Annotated in this window: 15 protein-coding genes and 2 pseudogenes; 11 read left to right on the top strand and 6 right to left on the bottom strand. The window is 69.1% G+C overall.

Features of this window, described 5'->3' with window-relative positions:
• Positions 1 to 371: 371 nt before the first annotated feature.
• Positions 372 to 1259: a pseudouridine synthase gene (locus HSX14_RS16695; RefSeq protein ID WP_173178118.1), complete on the bottom strand. Its 888-nt coding sequence runs from the start codon at positions 1257 to 1259 to the stop codon at positions 372 to 374.
• 292 nt (positions 1260 to 1551) lie between these two features.
• Here HSX14_RS16695 and HSX14_RS16690 point away from each other — a divergent pair, with 292 nt between their 5' ends.
• The 5 genes from HSX14_RS16690 to HSX14_RS16670 all read left to right on the top strand — a co-directional run bounded on the left by HSX14_RS16690 (position 1552) and on the right by HSX14_RS16670 (position 6372).
• Entirely contained in the window at positions 1552 to 2226 is a 675-nt protein-coding gene (locus tag HSX14_RS16690) for a DUF2848 domain-containing protein (protein ID WP_173178119.1), read from the top strand.
• Positions 2223 to 3557: an amidase gene (locus tag HSX14_RS16685; protein WP_173178120.1), complete on the top strand. Its 1335-nt coding sequence runs from the start codon at positions 2223 to 2225 to the stop codon at positions 3555 to 3557. Before HSX14_RS16690 ends, HSX14_RS16685 begins: the two co-directional genes overlap by 4 nt.
• Positions 3558 to 3603: 46 nt before the next feature.
• On the top strand, positions 3604 to 4899 hold the full coding sequence (locus tag HSX14_RS16680) for an MFS transporter (protein WP_173178121.1): 1296 nt from the start codon (positions 3604 to 3606) through the stop codon (positions 4897 to 4899).
• A gap of 226 nt (positions 4900 to 5125) precedes the next feature.
• Positions 5126 to 5467 (top strand): I78 family peptidase inhibitor, encoded by a 342-nt coding sequence (locus HSX14_RS16675; protein WP_173178122.1) that lies wholly within the window; start codon positions 5126 to 5128, stop codon positions 5465 to 5467.
• Positions 5468 to 5715: 248 nt separating this feature from the next.
• A complete protein-coding gene (locus HSX14_RS16670; protein WP_173178123.1) occupies positions 5716 to 6372 on the top strand; it encodes a DUF2848 family protein in 657 nt (218 codons plus the stop codon).
• 4 nt (positions 6373 to 6376) lie between these two features.
• On the opposite strand, the gene HSX14_RS16665 is transcribed toward HSX14_RS16670, so the two are convergent.
• Positions 6377 to 7222 carry an EamA family transporter gene (locus tag HSX14_RS16665; RefSeq protein ID WP_173178124.1) on the bottom strand — a complete coding sequence of 282 codons (846 nt, stop codon included), beginning with the start codon at positions 7220 to 7222 and terminating at the stop codon, positions 6377 to 6379.
• Between the two features lie 128 nt (positions 7223 to 7350).
• Positions 7351 to 8337: a cyclase family protein gene (locus HSX14_RS16660; RefSeq protein WP_173178125.1), complete on the bottom strand. Its 987-nt coding sequence runs from the start codon at positions 8335 to 8337 to the stop codon at positions 7351 to 7353.
• Between the two features lie 100 nt (positions 8338 to 8437).
• On the opposite strand from HSX14_RS16660, the gene HSX14_RS16655 reads away from it, so the two are divergent.
• Both HSX14_RS16655 and HSX14_RS16650 read left to right on the top strand, forming a co-directional pair.
• On the top strand, positions 8438 to 9322 hold the full coding sequence (locus tag HSX14_RS16655) for a LysR family transcriptional regulator (protein WP_173178126.1): 885 nt from the start codon (positions 8438 to 8440) through the stop codon (positions 9320 to 9322).
• Between the two features lie 242 nt (positions 9323 to 9564).
• A complete protein-coding gene (locus HSX14_RS16650) occupies positions 9565 to 9918 on the top strand; it encodes a winged helix-turn-helix transcriptional regulator (protein ID WP_173178127.1) in 354 nt (117 codons plus the stop codon).
• A 295-nt stretch (positions 9919 to 10213) separates the two neighbouring features.
• On the opposite strand, the pseudogene HSX14_RS31655 reads toward HSX14_RS16650, so the two are convergent.
• From HSX14_RS31655 to HSX14_RS16640, 3 genes and pseudogenes are all read right to left on the bottom strand, one after another.
• A pseudogene (locus tag HSX14_RS31655) lies at positions 10214 to 10813 on the bottom strand (methyl-accepting chemotaxis protein); the annotation flags it as partial.
• Positions 10814 to 11119: 306 nt separating this feature from the next.
• Positions 11120 to 12052: pseudogene (locus tag HSX14_RS31650) on the bottom strand (cache domain-containing protein); the annotation flags it as partial.
• 489 nt (positions 12053 to 12541) lie between these two features.
• A complete protein-coding gene (locus tag HSX14_RS16640; protein ID WP_175384265.1) occupies positions 12542 to 13963 on the bottom strand; it encodes a mechanosensitive ion channel domain-containing protein in 1422 nt (473 codons plus the stop codon).
• A gap of 255 nt (positions 13964 to 14218) precedes the next feature.
• Here HSX14_RS16640 and HSX14_RS16635 point away from each other — a divergent pair, with 255 nt between their 5' ends.
• The 4 genes from HSX14_RS16635 to ycaC all read left to right on the top strand — a co-directional run bounded on the left by HSX14_RS16635 (position 14219) and on the right by ycaC (position 17980).
• Positions 14219 to 14656, top strand: a complete 438-nt coding sequence (locus tag HSX14_RS16635) for a DoxX family protein (RefSeq protein ID WP_173180350.1) — start codon at positions 14219 to 14221, stop codon at positions 14654 to 14656.
• Positions 14657 to 14705: 49 nt separating this feature from the next.
• Positions 14706 to 15272 (top strand): antibiotic biosynthesis monooxygenase, encoded by a 567-nt coding sequence (locus HSX14_RS16630; protein WP_111263907.1) that lies wholly within the window; start codon positions 14706 to 14708, stop codon positions 15270 to 15272.
• A 153-nt stretch (positions 15273 to 15425) separates the two neighbouring features.
• On the top strand, positions 15426 to 17264 hold the full coding sequence (locus HSX14_RS16625) for an amidohydrolase (protein WP_173180360.1): 1839 nt from the start codon (positions 15426 to 15428) through the stop codon (positions 17262 to 17264).
• 98 nt (positions 17265 to 17362) lie between these two features.
• On the top strand, positions 17363 to 17980 hold the full coding sequence (ycaC, locus tag HSX14_RS16620; protein WP_173180351.1) for an isochorismate family cysteine hydrolase YcaC: 618 nt from the start codon (positions 17363 to 17365) through the stop codon (positions 17978 to 17980).
• Positions 17981 to 18095: the final 115 nt, after the last annotated feature.

Below are 18095 nucleotides of genomic sequence, written 5' to 3'. Positions count from 1 at the left end.
CGGGGGTGACGGGTGGGGCGAGGCCTCCCAGGTCCCTCGTCATCCTCGCGAACGCGGGGTTCCACTGAACAACACACCGGGCGCGGGACTCGGGTCTTTCGCGAATGAATTCGCTCCCACAAGAGTGGCGCTCGGCATCCGTAGGTTGGGTAGAGGCACGAAGCCCAACGCAGCAGAGCGCGGGGCCGGGCACCGGATGCGGCGCTGTGCACCGCTGGGCGAATGAATTCGCCCCTACAGGCGGGACGCGGGTTGTGTTGGTGGGGCTGTGGGTCTTTCGCGAATGAATTCGCTCCCACAGAGGGGGTGGGCGCTCGGCATCCGTAGGTTGGGTAGAGGCACGAAACCCAACATGGCGGAGTTGGGCCCCGTTACGCGATAGCCATCAACCGCAGGGTGCTTTCGAAGCGCAGGGCGTCGCCGCTGATGGGGTCGACGAAGGCCAGTTCGCGGGCCAGCAGTTGCAGGGGGCGGGCATGGTCGTCGGGGGCCTGGGTGTCGTGCAGGTCGGGGTAGAAGCCGTCGTTGAGGATGCCGGCACCGAGGGCGGCCATGTGCACGCGCAGCTGGTGTTTGCGGCCGGTCACGGGGTGCAGGGCGTAGCGCCACAGCTGCGGGCCGCGCTCGATCACCTCCAGGCGGGTTTCGGTGTTGGGCTCGCCGTCCACCTGCTGCATGCGGAAGAAGGGCTCGCCCGGCTCCAGGCGGGTGCGCAGGGTGAGGGGGAATTCCAGCTGTGGCAGCGGCGCGGCCACCGCTTCGTAGCGCTTGTGCACGCGGCGCTCACGGAACAGCGCCTGGTAGGCGCCACGGGTGGCCGGCTCGCGGGAGAACAGGACCAGGCCGGCGGTGTGCCGGTCGATGCGGTGCAGCGGCACCAGGCCGGGTATGCCCAGGCGCCGGGTGAGGCGCGCCTGCAGGGTCTGCTCGACGTATTCGCCAGCGGGCATCACCGGCAGGAAGTGCGGCTTGTCGACCACCACCAGGCGCTCGTCCTGGTAGAGCACGTGCTCCTCGAACGGGATCTCGCGCTCCTGTGCCACCTCGCGGTAGTAGCGCACGCACAACCCCACCTGGTAGGGGCGCAGTGCATCCACCGGGCGGCCCTCGCCATCGGTCACCCGGCCACGCGCCATGCGGTCGAGCCAGGTGGCGCGGTCGATGGCCGGGAAATGCGCGCAGAGGCAGTCGAGCACCGTCGTCCAGGGGCCCTGGGGCAGGTGCAGCGTGCTGGGGCGCACATTGGGTTCGGTGCTCATGGCCATCTCCGGTCAAGCCTGGCGGGGCGCGCATTAGGCCGCAGCGGGCGCGGGCGGTCAAACCCGGGCGTGTCGGTTTCCCTCCGCCCAGCGTGGCGTCATCCGGCAGGGCAAGCGGACCCTTTCACCTGTCGAGCCCATCGAGCTTGAGCCTAGGATCACGGCCACGTCACCGCTCGGGCATCGCCCAAGGCAACCCACGCTTTTCGGGGGCGCGTGCTCGTCCCCGCTGTCGGGACGGGTATCCGAGGCGGGGCCGGTGGGACGAACAACGCAAGCACGGAGACTGACCATGGCACTGGATTTCATCATCGCGGGCGAGCGTCGCCTGGCCTTCGAACCCCTGGAGCTGGTGATCGCCGGCTGGACCGGACGCGACCACGAGGCCGTCGAGCGTCACATCGCCGAGCTGCAGGCGCTGGGCATCGCTCCACCAGCCCAGGTGCCGTGCTTCTACCAGGTGGCGGCCTCGCTGCTCACCACTGACGAGGTCATCCAGGTGCCGCGCGACCATTCCACCGGAGAAGTGGAATGCGTGCTGATCGCCGGCTGGGACGGGCTCTACGTCGGCATCGGTTCCGACCACACCGAGCGCCAGGTGGAGGCGCTGGACATCACCCTGTCCAAGCAGCTCTGCGCCAAGCCTGTGAGCCGCCAGTTGTGGCCATTCGATGAAGTGGCCGGGCACTGGGACAGCCTGGTGCTGCGCTGCTGGCGCGAGCGCGAGGGTCGCCGCGAGCTGTACCAGGAGGGCGAGGCCGGCAGCATGCTCGATCCGCTGGACCTGATCGAGCGGCGCAACGGTGGCATGACCCTGCCCCAGGGCAACGTGATGTTTTGCGGCACCCTGGCGGCGCTGGAGCCGATCGCCCCCGCCGAGGCCTACACCGTCGAGCTGCACGACCCGGTGCTGGAGCGCACCCTGAGCCACAGCTACCGCGTGCAGGTGCTGGAGGTGGACGCATGAATCCCCTCATCACCCTGGCGGAGTGGTCCACGCGCCTCACCAAGGGGCGCATCAGCAGCCGCGAGCTGACCGAGATCATGCTGGAGCGCGCCCAGCGGCACTTCGCCTCCGGCGGCCACGCCTTCATCGAACTGGACGAGGAGGGCGCCCGCGCCGCCGCCGAGGCCGCCGACCACCGGCTGTCCCTGGGGCGGCGCATTTCGTCGCTGGACGGGCTGCCGGTGTCGATCAAGGACCTGTTCGACGTCGCCGGGCAGGTCACCCGTGCCGGCTCGCGGGTGCTGGAGGGCGAACCCGCTGCGGCGGACGATGCCCCGGTGGTGGCCAGCCTGCGGGAGGCCGGCGCGGTTTTCATGGGGCGCACCAACATGACCGAGTTCGCCTACTCGGGCCTTGGCCTCAACCCGCACTTCGGCACCCCGCTGTCACCCCGGGGCAAGGGCGTCATCGCCGGGGGCTCCAGCTCCGGCGCCGCCGTGAGCGTGGCGCTGGGCATGTCGGTGGTGGCACTGGGCAGCGACACCGGCGGCTCGGTGCGTATTCCCGCAGCCTTCTGCGGGGTGACCGGCTTCAAGCCGACGGCGCGCCGGCTGGCGCTGGAGGGCATGGTGCCGCTGGCGCCGAGCCTGGATTCCATCGGGCCGTTGGCCCCGAGTGTCGCCTGCTGCGCGCAGGTGGACGCGCTGCTGACCGGTGCCGGGCCCTGGTGCGATGCCGGGTTGCCGTTGCGGGACCGGCGCTTGTTCGTGACGGCGGACCATGTGCTCGAGGACCTCGACGCGGACGTGGCCGAAGCCTTCGACTGGGCCCTGGCGCGGTTGGCGGAGCAGGGCGTCGAGATCGTCGAATTCCGCTTCCCCGAACTGCAACGCCTGCCGGAGATCAACGCCGCCGGCGGCATAGCGGCCGCCGAGTCCTGGCACTGGCACCGCGAGCGCCTGCTGGCCGGAAGCGGGCATTACGACCCCCGTGTCGCCCAGCGTATCGAGCGTGGCGGTCGGCTGAGCACCCGTGACTACACGGAGTTGCTGCTCGAACGCGCGGGGCTGAAGGCCCGCGCCGCCGAGGTGCTGCGGGGCGCCGATGCGTGGCTCATGCCCACCGTGTCCGTATCCCCGCCGCGCCTGGCGGACATCCTCGACGAGGACGCCTACCACCGCATCAACGCACGGGTGCTGGCCAACCCGAGCGTGGTCAACTTCATCGATGGCTGTGCACTGTCGATCCCGCTGCCGAAGCACCCCGGTATCGCCCTTGGCGTCTGCGGCCTGGGCGGCCAGGACGCGGGCATCCTCCAGCTGGGCGCCGCCATGGAGCGCTGCCTGGGCTGAACCGTCCCACCTGCGCGGGCGGTCGCGCCCGCTGGAGGCTGATCCCATGCCCCACCACGACACGCACCGCCCAGAGCTGCTGGAGCGGGCCTACCGCCGTATCACCTGGCGCCTCGTGCCCTTCCTGGTGGCGCTGTTCATCCTCGCCTGGCTGGACCGGGTGAACGTAGGCTTCGCCAAGCTGCAGATGCTCGACGACCTGGGCTTCAGCGAGGCGGTGTACGGCCTGGGAGCCGGCATCTTCTTCATCGGCTATTTCCTCTTCGAGGTGCCGAGCAACCTGCTGCTGGAGCGCATCGGCGCGCGGCGCACCCTGGCGCGCATCACTATTTGCTGGGGGCTGATCTCCACCGCCATGTTCCTGGTGACCACGCCCACCCAGTTCTACGTGCTGCGCTTTCTGCTCGGGGTGTTCGAGGCGGGCTTCTTTCCCGGTGTGGTGCTCTACCTAACTTATTGGTTCCCCACCGCTCGGCGCGCGCGGGTCAACGGCCTGTTCATGACCTCCTTCGCCTTGGCCGGGGTGATAGGCGGGCCGCTGGCGGGGTTGATCATGGACCGCATGGCCGACCTCGGCGGCCTGGCCGGCTGGCAATGGCTGTTCATCGTCGAAGGCGTGCCTTCGGTGCTCGCCGGCCTCGCGGTGTTGCGCTACCTGCCGGAGCGGCCGGCGGACGTCGGCTGGCTGAGCGAGGAGGAGCGGGCGCTGGTGAGCGCCGAGGTGGCGCGGGACGCCGCCGCGCCGGGCAAGGCATCCCGCCTGCGCGATGCCTTCCTGAACCCGCACGTGTGGCTGTGCGCGGCCATCTACTTCTGCCTGGTGAGTGGTAACGCCACCATCGCCTTCTGGGTGCCGACGCTGATCCGCGAGCTGGGCGTGGAAGGCAACCTGCGCATCGGCCTGCTGGCGGCCTTGCCCTTCGCCGTCGGCACCCTGGCGATGGTGCTCAACGGCATCCACTCCGATCGCAGCGGCGAGCGGCGCCTGCACTGCGCCGGCGCGGCGGCCCTGGCCGGGGTCGGGCTGGCGGCCTGCGCCGCGCTGATGGGGCACGGCGTGGCGGCGATGCTGGCACTGACCCTGGCGGCGGTGGGCATCCTCGCCGCCTTCCCGGTGTTCTGGTCGCTGTCCACCCTGTTCCTCACCGGCACCGCGGCGGCAGGCGGCATCGCGGTGATCAACTCCATCGGCAACCTCGCCGGCTTCGCCGCGCCTTATCTCATCGGCTGGGTGAAGGACCGCACCGGCGCACTGGCCGGTGGGCTCTACATGGTCGCCGGCCTGGAGCTGCTGGCGGCGGTGCTGGTGGTGGTGTTCATCCGCAAGGCGCGTCGCGGGTAGGGGGCTTGCCCGTGGAAAGGGAAGCCCGCGACGTCCAGGCGGATTGACGAGCAGTACGACGGCTGAGGCGGTTAGCGAGATGCGCCACGCCTGCACCAGGCCGGCGCCGCGCTACAATGCGCGCCTGCGTCGGGAACGGCGAGGCGGCGGCGCGTGTCCCATGCACGCGGCCCGGGCCTTTCCCTGCCACCGATTTCAGCTTCGTTTTCACTATGAGGATCGCAGTATGTCTCGCACTTCCATCACCTTCGGCCTGGCGCTCATGGGCGCTCTGCTGGCCGGTTGCAGCTCCACCGACGCGCCGGCGGAGAAGCCCGCCGCGGCTGCCAGCGAGAGCCTGCCGGTCGCTGCGCCTTCCGAGGATGGCCGCTGCTCGTCCGGCCCCGTGCGTTCGCTGGTGGGCAAGGCCGCGACCCCTGACCTGGTCGAACAGGCGAAGAAGGCCGCCGGTGCCAGCGACGTGCGCGTGCTCAAGCCGGGCAGCGTGATGACCCTGGAATACAACTCCCGCCGCCTGAACATCGACACCGATGACGCCAACCTGATCAAGGGCGTCAGCTGCGGTTGAACCGCCCCCTCCGGGCCCGCGCCTGCGGGCCCGTTTCCTTCCTCGCGTTCTCCCTTTCGCCAGCTCGGGTTTCTGTCCACACACGTTGTGGTGCCGTCCTTCACGGGTTGCGGATTCTTCCTCTGTGCCCCTCCGTGCGTACGCTCTAGCATCGTGGCTTCCACCGCTTCCCGCCTGCCCGGACGTCTTCCGTCGCTCCGGCGCGACGCTGCGCGGGAACACTCGAATCAGTTCGACAGGAGTTAGCCATGACACTGCACTTCACCGTGGCCGGCGGGGAATCCCTCGCGTTCGATGTACGCAGCCTGGTGGTCGCCGGCTGGACGGGGCGCGATGCCGACAGCGTCGCCGCGCAGGTACGCGAGCTTGGCGCGCGCTCGCCGGAGACGTTGCCCTGCTTCTATGAACTGTCCGCCGACCTGTTGTGCACCGACGACGGCTTCCAGGTGCCGGGCAGGGACTCCTCGGCCGAGGTCGAGTGCGTGCTCTTCTCCACGGGCACGGCGCTCTACGTCGGCATCGGTTCCGACCACGCGGACCGTCGCGTCGAGGGGTACGACATCGCCGTCTCGCGGCAGCTCTGCCTCAAGCCGGTGGGCCGCGAACTGTGGCGTTTCCATGAAGTGGCGGGGCATTGGGACCAGCTGCGCCTGCGTTGCTGGCGCCATGTCGAGGGGCGTGACGAGCTGTACCAGGCTGGGCTCGCCGCGACGCTGCTGGACCCGCGCGAGCTGATCGCCCTGCGCACCGGCGATGCCAGCCTGCCGGCCGGCACCGCGATGTTCTGCGGCACCTTGCCCTTCATCGGCGACCCCGTGCCCGGTGAGCACTTCAGCGTGGAGCTGCATGACCCCGTGCTCGGGCGCAGCCTCAGCCACAGCTACCGGGTGCAGGCGCTGGACTAGCCGGCTAGCCGAGCTTCATCACCACCACGCCGATGGCGATCACCAGGCAGGCCAGCAGGCGGATCGCCGGCATCGGCTCCTTGAGCGCCAGCCAGCCGATCAGCAGGGCGAATACCACGCTGGTCTCGCGCAATGCCGAGACCAGCGCCACCGGCGCCCGGGTCATGGCCCAGATGACGATGCTGTAGGCCAGCAGCGACATGGCGCCGCCCGCCAGGCCGCTCTTCCAGTACGGGCCGAGTTGCAGGAACACGCGTGGCCCGCGTTGCACTGCGATCACCAGGGCCATCACCCAGCCATTCACCGCGAACAGCCAGGCGGCGTAGGACAGCGCGTCGCCATTGCTGCGTGCGCCGACCGCGTCGGAAAGGGTGTAGCCGGCGATGAAGGCCGCCGTCATCAGCGAGCAGAACAGCATCGGCCGGCTCAGCCCGGCGCTGCTGCGCCCGCCGCGCCAGGCCATCAGCCAGATGCCGATCACCAGGGTCAGCAGGCCGAGCAGCTCGGCATGGTCGAGCCCGTCATGCAGGAACAGCACCGAGAGCAGCGCCACGATCAGCGGCGAGCTGCCGCGCGAGAGCGGGTACACCTGGCCGAGGTCGCCGTACTGGTAGGCGCGGGACAGGAAGTTGTTGTAGCCGATGTGCAGCACGGCGGAGAGGATGATCCAGGGCCAGGCGGCCGCGACCGGGAAGGCCACGAAGGGCAGGGCGAGCATGGCCACCAGGCCGGCGGCCATCTGGATCAGGGTGGCGGTGAGCAGGCGGTCGAGGCCGATCTTCAGCAGGGCATTCCAGCCCGCGTGGAGGGCGGCGGCCGCCATCACCACGAGAAATACCGAGGTGTCCAAACGCGACGTTCCTTGTACCGACGGAGGTGCGGCGCCCAGCGAGGGGCGCCGCGAAAGAGGCGCGATAGTGACACAGCCCGCGCACTGCTGTGAAACCTCCGTGCCTTCTACGTGGGCCGGGAAGCGCCTCAGTCGATCGGCAGCGCCACCGGGCGGATCGGGGCGGCGTCGGCGCCGCGGAACTTCAGCGAGGCGCCGATGAAGGCGAATTCGTAGACCTTGTCCCGAGACAGGCCTTCGAGGTCCACCAGCTCCATGATCGGCGTGCCCTGCTGGGCCAGCAGGTAGGTGTGCACGGGGATGTAGTTGTCCGGCACCTCGGTGGGGAAGGTCTCGAAGCTGAGGTTGTCCGCCCCCACCACCATGGCGCCGCCGTCCTCAACGAGGAACTTCGCCGCGTCCAGGCTCAGGCCCGGCGGTTTGGTCATGTAGCGCTGGGCGTTCTCGTAGTCGCGCATGCGCCCGGTGCGGATCAGCACCACGTCGCCCTTCTGCAGGCGCACGCCCTGCTTGTTCAGCGCCTGCTGCAGGTCCAGGCGGGTGACGCGGTAGCTGTCCGGCAGCAGCTCCACGCCCTTGGCGGCGGGGATGTCGATCAGCACGCCACGGGCGACGATGGGCGGCAGCTTCTCCGCGCCGGTCACGTTCCAGCCGCGGTCGCCCAGGTGGTCGGCGGCGGCGTAGCCGTTCCAGATCTTGCCCTCCAGCCCGAAATGGTTGAGCGCGTCGATGTGGGTGCCCATGTGGGCGTACATCGACACCGCCGAACCGGTGTAGCTGACGTGGCGGTTCATCGCCTCGCCGACGCCCATCGGGTCGGCCAGCAGGTTGCCGTGGGGCGTGTGGGTCATCCACATCTGGTAGGGCGGGTCGCCCGCCGCCTGCCAGCTGGGCATGCCGATGAAGTACTCCACGGCCAGGTCGTAGGCCTTGCCGCCGCTGAGGCGGCCGAGGATGGCGGCGCGGGACTCGGGGGTGATCAGGTTGAGGCGGCCGATCTCGTCCTTCGGCCCCCAGGGGCTCTTGCCGACTTCCTCGGCGGCGAGGGCGCCCTGGGCCAGGGACAGCAGCAGGGGCAGGGCGGCGAGGCGGGAAAGGGGACGTGGCAGGGGCATGGCGGTGTTCCTCGTGGGTGATGGATGCCGCGATGGTATTTGTCAGCCCTGAAGAGATAATCTCCGCCTCTGCTGAAAGACATTCAACCCGAGGGAAAATATGGACCTGCTCGTTGCCATGCGGACCTTCCGCCGTGTCGTCGAACTCGATGGCTTCAGCAAGGCCGCCGTCGACCTGGGCCAGTCCACCGCTGCGGTGAGCAAGCAGGTGCGCCAGCTGGAGGCGCGCCTGGGCAGCCTGTTGCTGCAACGCACCACCCGGCGCATGAGCCTCACCGACACCGGGCGCGCCTACTTCGCCGAGTGCTGCCGCCTGCTGGACGAGCTGGATGCCCTGGAACACGCCACCGCCCTGGGCACGGGGGAGGTGAGCGGGCGGCTGCGGGTGAACGCGCCGCTGTCGTTCAGCCTCAAGGTGCTGTCGCCGCTGCTGGTGGAGTTCATGGCGCTGTACCCGCAACTGAGCGTGGAGCTGACCCTGGACGACCACCTGCTCGACCCGGTCTCCGAAGGCTTCGACGTGTCGCTGCGCATCCGCTCCAGCCTGCCCGACTCCAGCCTCATCGCCCGGCGCCTGGGCGAGGTGGAGCAGGTGATCTGCGCGTCGCCCGGCTATCTCGCGGCGCGGGGCACGCCCCGGCAGGTGGAGGACCTGTGTGGCCACGACTGCCTCGCCTACCGCCTGGCCGACAACCCCGGCGGCTGGCGCCTGGACGGCCCAAAGGGGCGCGGCGTGGAGCTGCGCACCCGGCTCTCGGTGGACAACAGCCTGATGCTCTGCGACCTGCTGCTGGCCGGTGCCGGCATCGGCGCGCTGCCATCCTTCATCGCCGACCCGCACCTCGCCAGCGGCCAGTTGCAACGGGTGCTCCCGCAACAGCAACTGGCCCGGCGCACCATCTACGCCCTGTACGCCAGCAACCGCCATCTGCAGCAGAAGGTGCGGGTGTTCGTCGACTTCCTGGCACAACGGCTGGCCGGCTGAGGGCGTTTCACAGCGGGTTGCGCTGATCGTCTGAATGCAGGGCGTTGTGCATCGAGCGCCGAAAACGGCCCGGCACCACCCGGAAGGTGAGTACCGGTGTTTTTGTGCGTGCGATTTGACTGAAGTCAGGGTCGTCACTTGCCTATTGCTGCCCAATAGCTGTCTTTTCAGAAATCTCCTACGGAGGGGCAGGCGATGTCCTCAATAGCCCGCGTAGACCCCGGCAGCAGGGGGCCGCGTTCATGAGCAGCTTCGAAAAACATGGCAACCCGGGCCTGGATGCCGTCATGAAGGTCATCGGCGGCAAGTGGAAGGCGCAGATCCTCTACAGCCTCGGCGACGGGGCGCGCCGCTTCGGCGAGCTGCGCCGGCAGGTCGGTGGCATCAGCGAAAAGATGCTGGTGCTGCAACTGCGCGAGCTGGAGCTGGAAGGGCTGGTGCTGCGCCGCGACTACCAGCAGGTGCCGCCCCGGGTCGAATACCGCATCACCCCGCTGGGCGCCTCCCTGGTGGACGCGCTCAAGGTCCTCGACGACTGGGGCCGACGCCACGGCGGCCAGATCGGCCTGCCACCGAGGGTGATGGAAGACGAGTAGGGCACGCGGGTTCCGCCCGGCCTACGAGGTTGCGCCGGGCGTAGGGCAGGGTTGCACCTGTTCAGTGGGCCCCCGCGTGCGCGGGGGTGACGGTGTGTGGCGATGGCGTGTGCCGCACCGTCATCCTCGCGAATGCGGGGAACCACTCAACCCGGCGGGCACGGCGTTGCCTGGGGCGCCGCATCGCGAATGAATTCGCTCCCACGGGGTGACGGGGTAACGCGAACCTTTCCGCCCCCTCGTCATCCTCGCGAACGCGGGGATCCACTCAACCCAGCGGGCACGGCGCTGCCGATCAGATGCGGAAGCTGCCCACCAGGTGCTTGAGCCGCTCGGCCTGTTGCTCCAGGTCGGCGCAGGCGCGCAGGGTGGCCTGGAGGTTTTCCACGCCTTCCTGGTTGAGGGTGTTGATCTCGGTGATGTCCATGTTCAGCGCTTCGACCACGGAGGTCTGTTCCTCGGTGGCGGTGGCGACGGACTGGTTCATGCCGTCGATCTCGCCGATGCGCTGGGTGACGCTGGAGAGGCGTTCGCCGGCCAGGTTGGCGATCTCGACGCTCTGCTGGCTGTAGCGCTGGCTCTCGGTCATGGTGCCGACCGCCTCGCGGGAGCCGACCTGCAGTTCCTCGATCATCTGGTGGATCTCCTGGGCCGACACCTGGGTGCGGTGGGCGAGGCTGCGCACCTCGTCGGCGACCACGGCAAAGCCGCGACCCTGTTCGCCTGCGCGGGCCGCTTCGATGGCGGCATTGAGCGCGAGCAGGTTGGTCTGCTCGGAGATGCCTTTGATCACGTCGAGGATCTGGCCGATGTTGACCGTCTTGCCGGCGAGGGTCTCGATCTGTGCGCTGGAGGCGCTGATCTTGCTGGACAGCTCGTGCATGGCGGTGAGGGTCCTGCCGACCACCTGCTTGCCTTCCTCGGCCAGTTCGCGGGCGTCGGAGGCCTGGTGCGAGGCGTCGGCGGCGTTGCGGGCGATCTCCTGGGCGGCGGCGCCCAGCTCGTTGATGGCGGCGGCCACGCTGTTGGTGCGCTGGGCCTGTTCGTCGGAGTTGTGCATCGAGGAGTTGGAGGCGTTGACCACCAGCTTGGCCACTTCGTTGACCTGGATGGTGGCCGAGGACACCTCGCGGATCGACGCGTGGATGCGCGAGACGAAGCGGTTGAAGGCCTGCGCCAGCTCGCCGAATTCGTCCTGGGAATGCACCTCCAGACGGCGGGTCAGGTCGCCTTCGCCCTCGGCGATGTCGCCCATGGCGCGGCCCATCACCAGCAGCGGCTGCATCAGCACGCGGATCAGCATGCCCAGCAGGATGAAGGTCAGCACCACGGCGATGACGGTGGCGATGATGGCCGAGGTACGGAACTCGCCGAGCATGGAGAAGGCGGCGTCCTGGTCCAGCACCAGGGCGATGTACCAGTCGGTCGACGGCACGCCCTCGATGGGGGTGAAGGAGATGAACTGGGTGCGGCCGTCCACGTCGATCTCGGAGACGCCCGGGCGGATGGCCGGGGTGGCGCCGGGGTAGAGGTCGCCGAGGTTCTTGAGGATGTACTGGTTCTGCGGGTGCAGCAGCACCTTGCCCTGGGCGCTGACCAGGAAGGCGTGGCCGTTGCCCTTGAAGTTCAGCGAGTTGATCAGCCGGGTGATGCTGTCCAGGTCCATGTCGGCACCGGCGACGCCGACGAAGCGGCCATCGACGCGCACCGGGGTGGCGATGGTGATCACCAGCTTGCCCGACGAGGCGGCGATGTACGGCTCGGTGAGGATGGTGCCCTGGGCGGCGCTGGCGGCCTTGTACCAGCCGCGCTGGCGCGGGTCGTAGTCGGCGGGGCGGTTGCCGGCCGGCACCGAGAACATCAGGCCGTCTTCACCGCCGAAATAGCTGAGCTGGAAGCGCTGGCCATAGACCGGCAGGCCGATGGAGCGGGCCAGTTGCTCCTTCTCGGTGCCGTTGGCGGCGACCTGCTGGCCGAGGGATTCGAGCAGCTGGATGCGGCCTTCGAGCCAGTTCTTGATGTTGCTGGTGGTCAGCGCGCCGAGGTCCTGCAGCGAGTTGTGCACGTCGGTGCGCAGGGTCTGGCGCTGGCGGTAGTCGTTGAACAGGACGAAGCAGGCGAAGGCGGTGATCATCACCAGGGACGCTGCCAGGAGGATCTTGTGGCTGAATTTCAGGTTGTTGGGCATCGCAAGGTATCCACGTGTTCTGGCAGCGGGTGTGCCTGTTATTCGTCAGCCGGGTTTTGCCAGGCTGCGGGATAGTCGTTACAGCGCGGAGTACGGGGTCGCCGTCTGGCCGCGAACACAGCCAGGGCCTGGCCGGCGCACGAGGCGGGCCTTGGCTGGACGCTGTGGGGGTTCCGCAGGACGCGGAGAAGAGCCCGGGCGCGTTGGCGCCGTGGGGCATGAGGCCGGGTTGCGGGCCTTTGTAACTGCGGGCATTCCATCGCCGAACGTGCCGGCGCGGGAAGCCTGGCGCCGGGCGGCGCGCATGATGGCATTTTGGATTTGACTGGTGAATCCCCCTCGGTCACTTTTGCAGCATGAGCCGGACGAGCGGGTGCAACCGGGTGCTACCCGCTCCCTGGCTCCCGTGGGCGCAGTCCGTGGGATGGGCCCGCGTCAGCGCTTCTGCAGCCACTGCAGGAAGCCACCCTTGCGGATGGCGGTGGGCTTTTGCAGCAGCAGGGAGTGGCTGGCCTGTTCGCGGAAGGCATGCAGGCGGTTGAGGGCGGTGCGGATTTCGCTGCGCTGCTCCAGGCAGGTGCGGATGTTGTCGCGGTCGATGCGGTACAGGCGGCAGGAGGTGAGGGCGGTGAAGCGGGCGCTGGACGGGGCGTCGTCGATGATGCCTTCCTCGCCCATGATCTCCCCGGGGCCCATGCGCCCGGCCTCGATCCAGGCATCGCCGTCGGGCACCGCCGCCGAGATCACCCCGGTGCCGATCACCAGCAGGTGCCCGGCCACCTCGCCGACATCCAGCACCACCTGGCCGGCCAGGTAGTCGCGGGCGTCCATGGCCTGGGCGATCAGGTCCTTCTCCTCGTTGCCGAGGGCGCGGAAGATCTTCACCTCGTCCAGCAACAGGCGCTGGCGCGCCTGGGGCAGGGCATCGGCCTTCCACACCACGCCGCTGGCTTCCAGGTGGCGATGGGCGAGGTCGAACATCAGGTTGCGCACCTCCACCTTGCTGGTCTTCGGGCCGACGAAGCCACTCGCCTCGTAGACATTGACCGAGGCGCCGGCGCTCTTGATCGCCACCTTGGGCGCGGGGGCGGCGAGCAGGGCGCTGCAGCCCTGCAGGGTCTTCTCCAGGGCGTCCAGCACCCGGCGCGGGCGCACGCTGGCGGGCACCTCCAGGCTGATGGAAACCCCGTGGGCGTCGTTGGGGCGGCTGCTGTTGAGGATCTTCGCCTTGGCCGCCACCGAGTTGGGGATCACCGCCGTGCTGCCCTGGCTGGTGAGCAGGTGGGTGGCGCGCCAGTCGATCTCGATGACCTTGCCCTCGGTGCCGTCGATGGAGATCCAGTCATCCAGCTGATAGGGCTTGGTGGTGTTGAGGATGATCCCGGAGAACACATCCGCCAGGGTGCTCTGCAACGCCAGGCCGACGATGATCGCCATGGCGCCGGAGGTGGCCAGCAGGCCCTTGACCGGCAGCTGCATCACGTAGCCGGCTGCCGCGACGATGGCGACGAGGAAGATCACCGCGCCCATCACGTCCTGCAGCAGGCGCCCGGTGTGGCCGCTGCGGGAGATCAGCAGCAGGCCCAGCACCACGGTCAGGGTGCGCGCGCAGTACAGCCACCAGACGATCTCCAGCAGCGTGCCGGTCAGTGCCTGGGCCGTGTCGGCGCCGGGCGGCGGCAGCAGCGGGCTGAGCCCGGCGTTGATGATCAGCGCGCTGTAGGCGAGGAACAGCCCGAGCCGCGCCAGCACCCGCCACGCCGCCGGGTTGGCCGGCAGCAGGCGCCAGGCGATCAGGTCGGCCAGCACCAGGGCGATGCCGAAGATCAGCGGGTAGTTCTGCAGCATGTCGGGCATTCGGAACGGGCCTCGGGTGGTGGCGATGACGGGGTCGGGCAGGCGCATAGGGCCGGGGGCGCGCAGCATCTCGCCGGCTCGCTCGTGGCGCAAGGGGGCGATGCCATTCTGGCCCAGCGCACAGCATTCGCCAGCCCCCGAACGCCAGGATGGCCATCGCGAGCGCACATCGGGGCCAAGGCAGCACATCCATACAAGTCGTCCCCGGCCTGGCGCGGCACCATGGCCTCCAATCCAACCGACCGGAGCGACACCATGGCGAACGCCGCCACGACACTGCCGCCGGCTGGGCCGAGTGACTGGGGCCTGCTGTTCCTGCGTGCCGGCGGCGCGCTGCTGCTGCTCTGGGTGCACGGCCTGCCCAAGCTGCTGGGCTTCAGCCAGGAGCTGAAGGTGATCGAAGACCCGCTGCACCTGGGCGCGCTGCCGACGCTGCTGCTGGCGATCCTCGCCGAGGTGGCCTGCCCGCTGGCGATCCTCTGCGGCACCCTGACCCGCCTGGCCTGCGTGCCGATCCTGGTCGTGCTGCTGGTCTCGCTCGTCGTCGTGCACCCGGGCTGGACCATCGCCGAAGGCCAGTTCGCCTGGCTGCTGCTGATCGTCTTCACCACTCTGCTGATCAGTGGCCCGGGGGCGCTCGCCTGGCCCCTGCCGCGCCTTGCCGGGCGGGGCGCAACGGCACTGCTACGCTGATTTTTCCGGCGCCGGCTGCCGGCGCTCAACCCCTCGACAGGAGCTGGACATGCCCGATGAACTCACGCGGGAAGTCGTCACCCTGCTGGTACGCCACCGTATCCGCGCGGGTAGCGAGGCCGACTACGAAGCCTGGCTGCGCCGCACCATCACCACCGCACGGGGCTACCCCGGGCACCTGGGCATCGACGTGATGCGCGGCCACGAGGCCGGCCTCGCGCTGTTCACCTGCGTGCTGCGCTTCGCCAGCACCGGGCAGCTGCAGGACTGGCTGGACTCCAGCGAACGCCGCGCCCTGATCGCCGAAGCCGAGCCGCTGCTGGCCGATGGCGACCGCATCGAGGTGCAGGACGAACGCGAGTTCTGGTTCACCCCGCAGGCGCCGGACGCCCCCCAGCCGCCGCGCTGGAAGCAGGCCTGCGTGACCTTCCTGGTGATCCTGCCGCTGAGCCTGGTGGTGCCGCTGCTGTGGCAACCGGCCTTCGCGCGGCTGCCCTGGCTGGGCAGCTACCTGGGCAGCAACCTGGTGATCACCGCGAGCATCGTGCTGCTGGTCGTCTACCTCTTCATGCCCCGTGCCACCCGGCTGTTCGCCGGCTGGCTCAACGCCCGCTGATCGGAGAACACCATGGACAACGACGACACCAACCGGGGCCGCCGCCGCTTCCTCGCCAACAGCTCCGTGCTGGGCGCGGCGGGTGCGCTCTGGTCCGCCCTGCCTTTCGCCGGCATGCCCGGCGCCTCTTTCGCCGCCACTTCGGGAACCGACATGAAAGCAGATCTCATCCTCTTCAATGGCCGCCTGCACACGGTGGATCGCGACAACCCCAGCGCCACGGCAGTGGCCATCAGGGACGGCCGCTTCATCGCCGTCGGCAGCGACGCCGAGGCCATGGCCCTGCGCGGCGACGCCACCCGCGTCGTCGACCTGAAGAAGCGCAGCGTCATCCCCGGCCTCAACGACTCGCACCTGCACCTGATCCGCGGCGGCCTCAACTACAACCTGGAGCTGCGCTGGGAAGGCGTGCCGTCCCTGGCCGATGCCCTGCGCATGCTCAAGGAGCAGGCCGACCGCACGCCGACGCCGCAGTGGGTGCGCGTGGTGGGTGGCTGGAACGAGTTCCAGTTCGCCGAGAAGCGCATGCCGACCATCGAGGAGCTGAACAAGGCCGCACCGGACACCCCGGTGTTCGTGCTCCACCTCTACGACCGCGCGCTGCTCAACCGCGCCGCGCTCAAGGTGGTCGGCTACACCAGGGACACGCCCAACCCGCCGGGCGGCGAGATCGTCCGCGACAGCCGTGGCGAGCCCACCGGCATGCTGGTGGCGCGGCCCAACGCGATGATCCTCTACTCGACCCTGAGCAAGGGCCCGAAGCTGCCGCTCGAATACCAGGTCAACTCCACCCGCCAGTTCATGCGCGAGCTGAACCGCCTGGGCGTCACCAGCGCCATCGACGCCGGCGGCGGCTACCAGAACTACCCGGAGGACTACCAGGTGATCGAGCAGCTGGCCAAGGAGGACCAGCTCACCGTGCGCATCGCCTACAACCTGTTCACCCAGAAGCCCAAGGAAGAGCTCGAGGACTTCAAGCGCTGGACCGGTTCGGTGAAGTACGGCCAGGGCAACGACTTCCTCCGCCACAACGGCGCCGGCGAGATGCTGGTGTTCTCCGCCGCCGACTTCGAGGACTTCCTCGAACCGCGCCCGGACCTGCCGCAGACCATGGAGCAGGAGCTGGAACCGGTGGTGCGCCACCTGGTGGAGCAGCGCTGGCCCTTCCGCCTGCACGCCACCTATGACGAATCCATCTCGCGCATGCTCGACGTGTTCGAGAAGGTCAACCGCGACATCCCCTTCAACGGCCTGCCCTGGTTCTTCGACCACGCCGAGACCATCACGCCCAGGAACATCGAGCGCGTGCGCGCCCTGGGCGGCGGCATCGCCATCCAGGACCGCATGGCCTTCCAGGGCGAGTACTTCGTCGAGCGCTACGGCTCCAAGGCCGCCGAGAAGACCCCGCCGATCCAGCGCATGCTCGCCGAGGGCGTGCCCGTGGGCGCCGGTACCGACGCCACCCGCGTCTCCAGCTACAACCCCTGGACCTCGCTCTACTGGCTGGTCAGCGGCCGCACCGTCGGCGGCCTGGAGTTGTACCCGCAGGGCCTGAGCCGCGCCACCGCGCTGGAGTTGTTCACCCACGGCAGCGCCTGGTTCTCCTCGGAGCAGGGCAAGAAGGGCCAGATCAAGGTGGGCCAACTGGCCGACCTGGTGGCGCTCTCGGCGGACTACTTCAGCGTCGACGAGGAAGCCATCAAGTGGATCGAATCCGTGCTCACGGTGGTGGACGGCAAGGTGGTGCACGCCGCCGCCGAGTTCGACGACCTCGCGCCGCCGACCGTGCCGGTGATGCCGGACTGGTCGCCGGTGGCCAAGGTGCCCGGGCACTGGCGCCCGAGTGCGCCGCTGGTGGCGCAGGTGCACCAGTGCGTCGGCCCGTGCGGCGTGCACGCCCACAGCCACGAGCGGGCGCGCCTCTCCAGCGTGCCGGTGAGCGACTTCCAGGGTTTCTGGGGCGCCTTCGGCTGCTCGTGCTTCGCCTTCTGATTCAGGACGGCTGCCCCGCCCCGGGCGACTGAAGTCGCCCCTACAACCTTCCGCCGGCCCCACGCGGCCGGCGTCCAACCGAAGCAAGGAGAAATGCCATGGCTTACCGCTATAACCGCCTCGACAAGGACAACGCCGCCGTGCTGCTGGTCGACCACCAGGCCGGCCTGCTGTCGCTGGTGCGCGACTTCACCCCCGACGAGTTCAAGAACAACGTGCTGGCCCTGGCCGACATCGCCAAGTTCTTCAACCTGCCGACCATCCTCACCACCAGCTTCGAGAACGGCCCCAACGGCCCCATCGTGCCGGAGCTCAAGGCCCTGTTCCCGGATGCGCCCTACATCCCGCGCCCGGGCCAGATCAACGCCTGGGACAACGCCGACTTCGTCAACGCGGTGAAGGCCACCGGCCGCAAGCAACTGATCATCGCCGGCGTGGTGACCGACGTCTGCGTGGCGTTCCCGACCCTGTCGGCGCTGGAGGAGGGCTTCGAGGTCTTCGTCGTCACCGACGCCTCCGGCACCTTCAACCCGGTGGTGCGCGACGCCGCCCTCGATCGCATGAGCCAGGCCGGTGCCCAGCTGATGAACTGGTTCAGCGTCGGCTGCGAGCTGCACCGTGACTGGCGCAACGACATCGAGGGCTTCGGCGGCATCCTCGGAGGCCACCTGCCGGCCTACGCCAACCTGATCCAGAGCTACAGCCAGAAGCCCTGATCCGCCGACGGCCCCGCAAGGGGCCGTTTGCTGCACGAATCTTCCAGACGCGTTTTTTCCGACGACCGATAATGGCCTTCCGACCGCGCCCGGTGCAGGCTTGCACCCTGGCCCC

This window comes from Pseudomonas tohonis (assembly GCF_012767755.2).
In the GTDB taxonomy this organism is placed as follows: Bacteria; Pseudomonadota; Gammaproteobacteria; order Pseudomonadales; family Pseudomonadaceae; genus Metapseudomonas; species Metapseudomonas tohonis.
This window is presented reverse-complemented; position numbering and strand designations above follow the sequence as displayed.

Excerpts from the sequence above, each read along its gene's own strand:
- HSX14_RS16695 (WP_173178118.1), bottom strand. The coding sequence starts at position 1,259 with ATGAGCACCGAACCCAATGTGCGCCCCAGCACGCTGCACCTGCCCCAG.
- HSX14_RS16690 (WP_173178119.1), top strand. The coding sequence starts at position 1,552 with ATGGCACTGGATTTCATCATCGCGGGCGAGCGTCGCCTGGCCTTCGAA.
- HSX14_RS16685 (WP_173178120.1), top strand. The coding sequence starts at position 2,223 with ATGAATCCCCTCATCACCCTGGCGGAGTGGTCCACGCGCCTCACCAAG.
- HSX14_RS16680 (WP_173178121.1), top strand. The coding sequence starts at position 3,604 with ATGCCCCACCACGACACGCACCGCCCAGAGCTGCTGGAGCGGGCCTAC.
- HSX14_RS16675 (WP_173178122.1), top strand. The coding sequence starts at position 5,126 with ATGTCTCGCACTTCCATCACCTTCGGCCTGGCGCTCATGGGCGCTCTG.
- HSX14_RS16670 (WP_173178123.1), top strand. The coding sequence starts at position 5,716 with ATGACACTGCACTTCACCGTGGCCGGCGGGGAATCCCTCGCGTTCGAT.
- HSX14_RS16660 (WP_173178125.1), bottom strand. The coding sequence starts at position 8,337 with ATGCCCCTGCCACGTCCCCTTTCCCGCCTCGCCGCCCTGCCCCTGCTG.
- HSX14_RS16655 (WP_173178126.1), top strand. The coding sequence starts at position 8,438 with ATGGACCTGCTCGTTGCCATGCGGACCTTCCGCCGTGTCGTCGAACTC.
- HSX14_RS16650 (WP_173178127.1), top strand. The coding sequence starts at position 9,565 with ATGAGCAGCTTCGAAAAACATGGCAACCCGGGCCTGGATGCCGTCATG.
- HSX14_RS16640 (WP_175384265.1), bottom strand. The coding sequence starts at position 13,963 with ATGCCCGACATGCTGCAGAACTACCCGCTGATCTTCGGCATCGCCCTG.
- HSX14_RS16635 (WP_173180350.1), top strand. The coding sequence starts at position 14,219 with ATGGCGAACGCCGCCACGACACTGCCGCCGGCTGGGCCGAGTGACTGG.
- HSX14_RS16630 (WP_111263907.1), top strand. The coding sequence starts at position 14,706 with ATGCCCGATGAACTCACGCGGGAAGTCGTCACCCTGCTGGTACGCCAC.
- HSX14_RS16625 (WP_173180360.1), top strand. The coding sequence starts at position 15,426 with ATGAAAGCAGATCTCATCCTCTTCAATGGCCGCCTGCACACGGTGGAT.
- ycaC (WP_173180351.1), top strand. The coding sequence starts at position 17,363 with ATGGCTTACCGCTATAACCGCCTCGACAAGGACAACGCCGCCGTGCTG.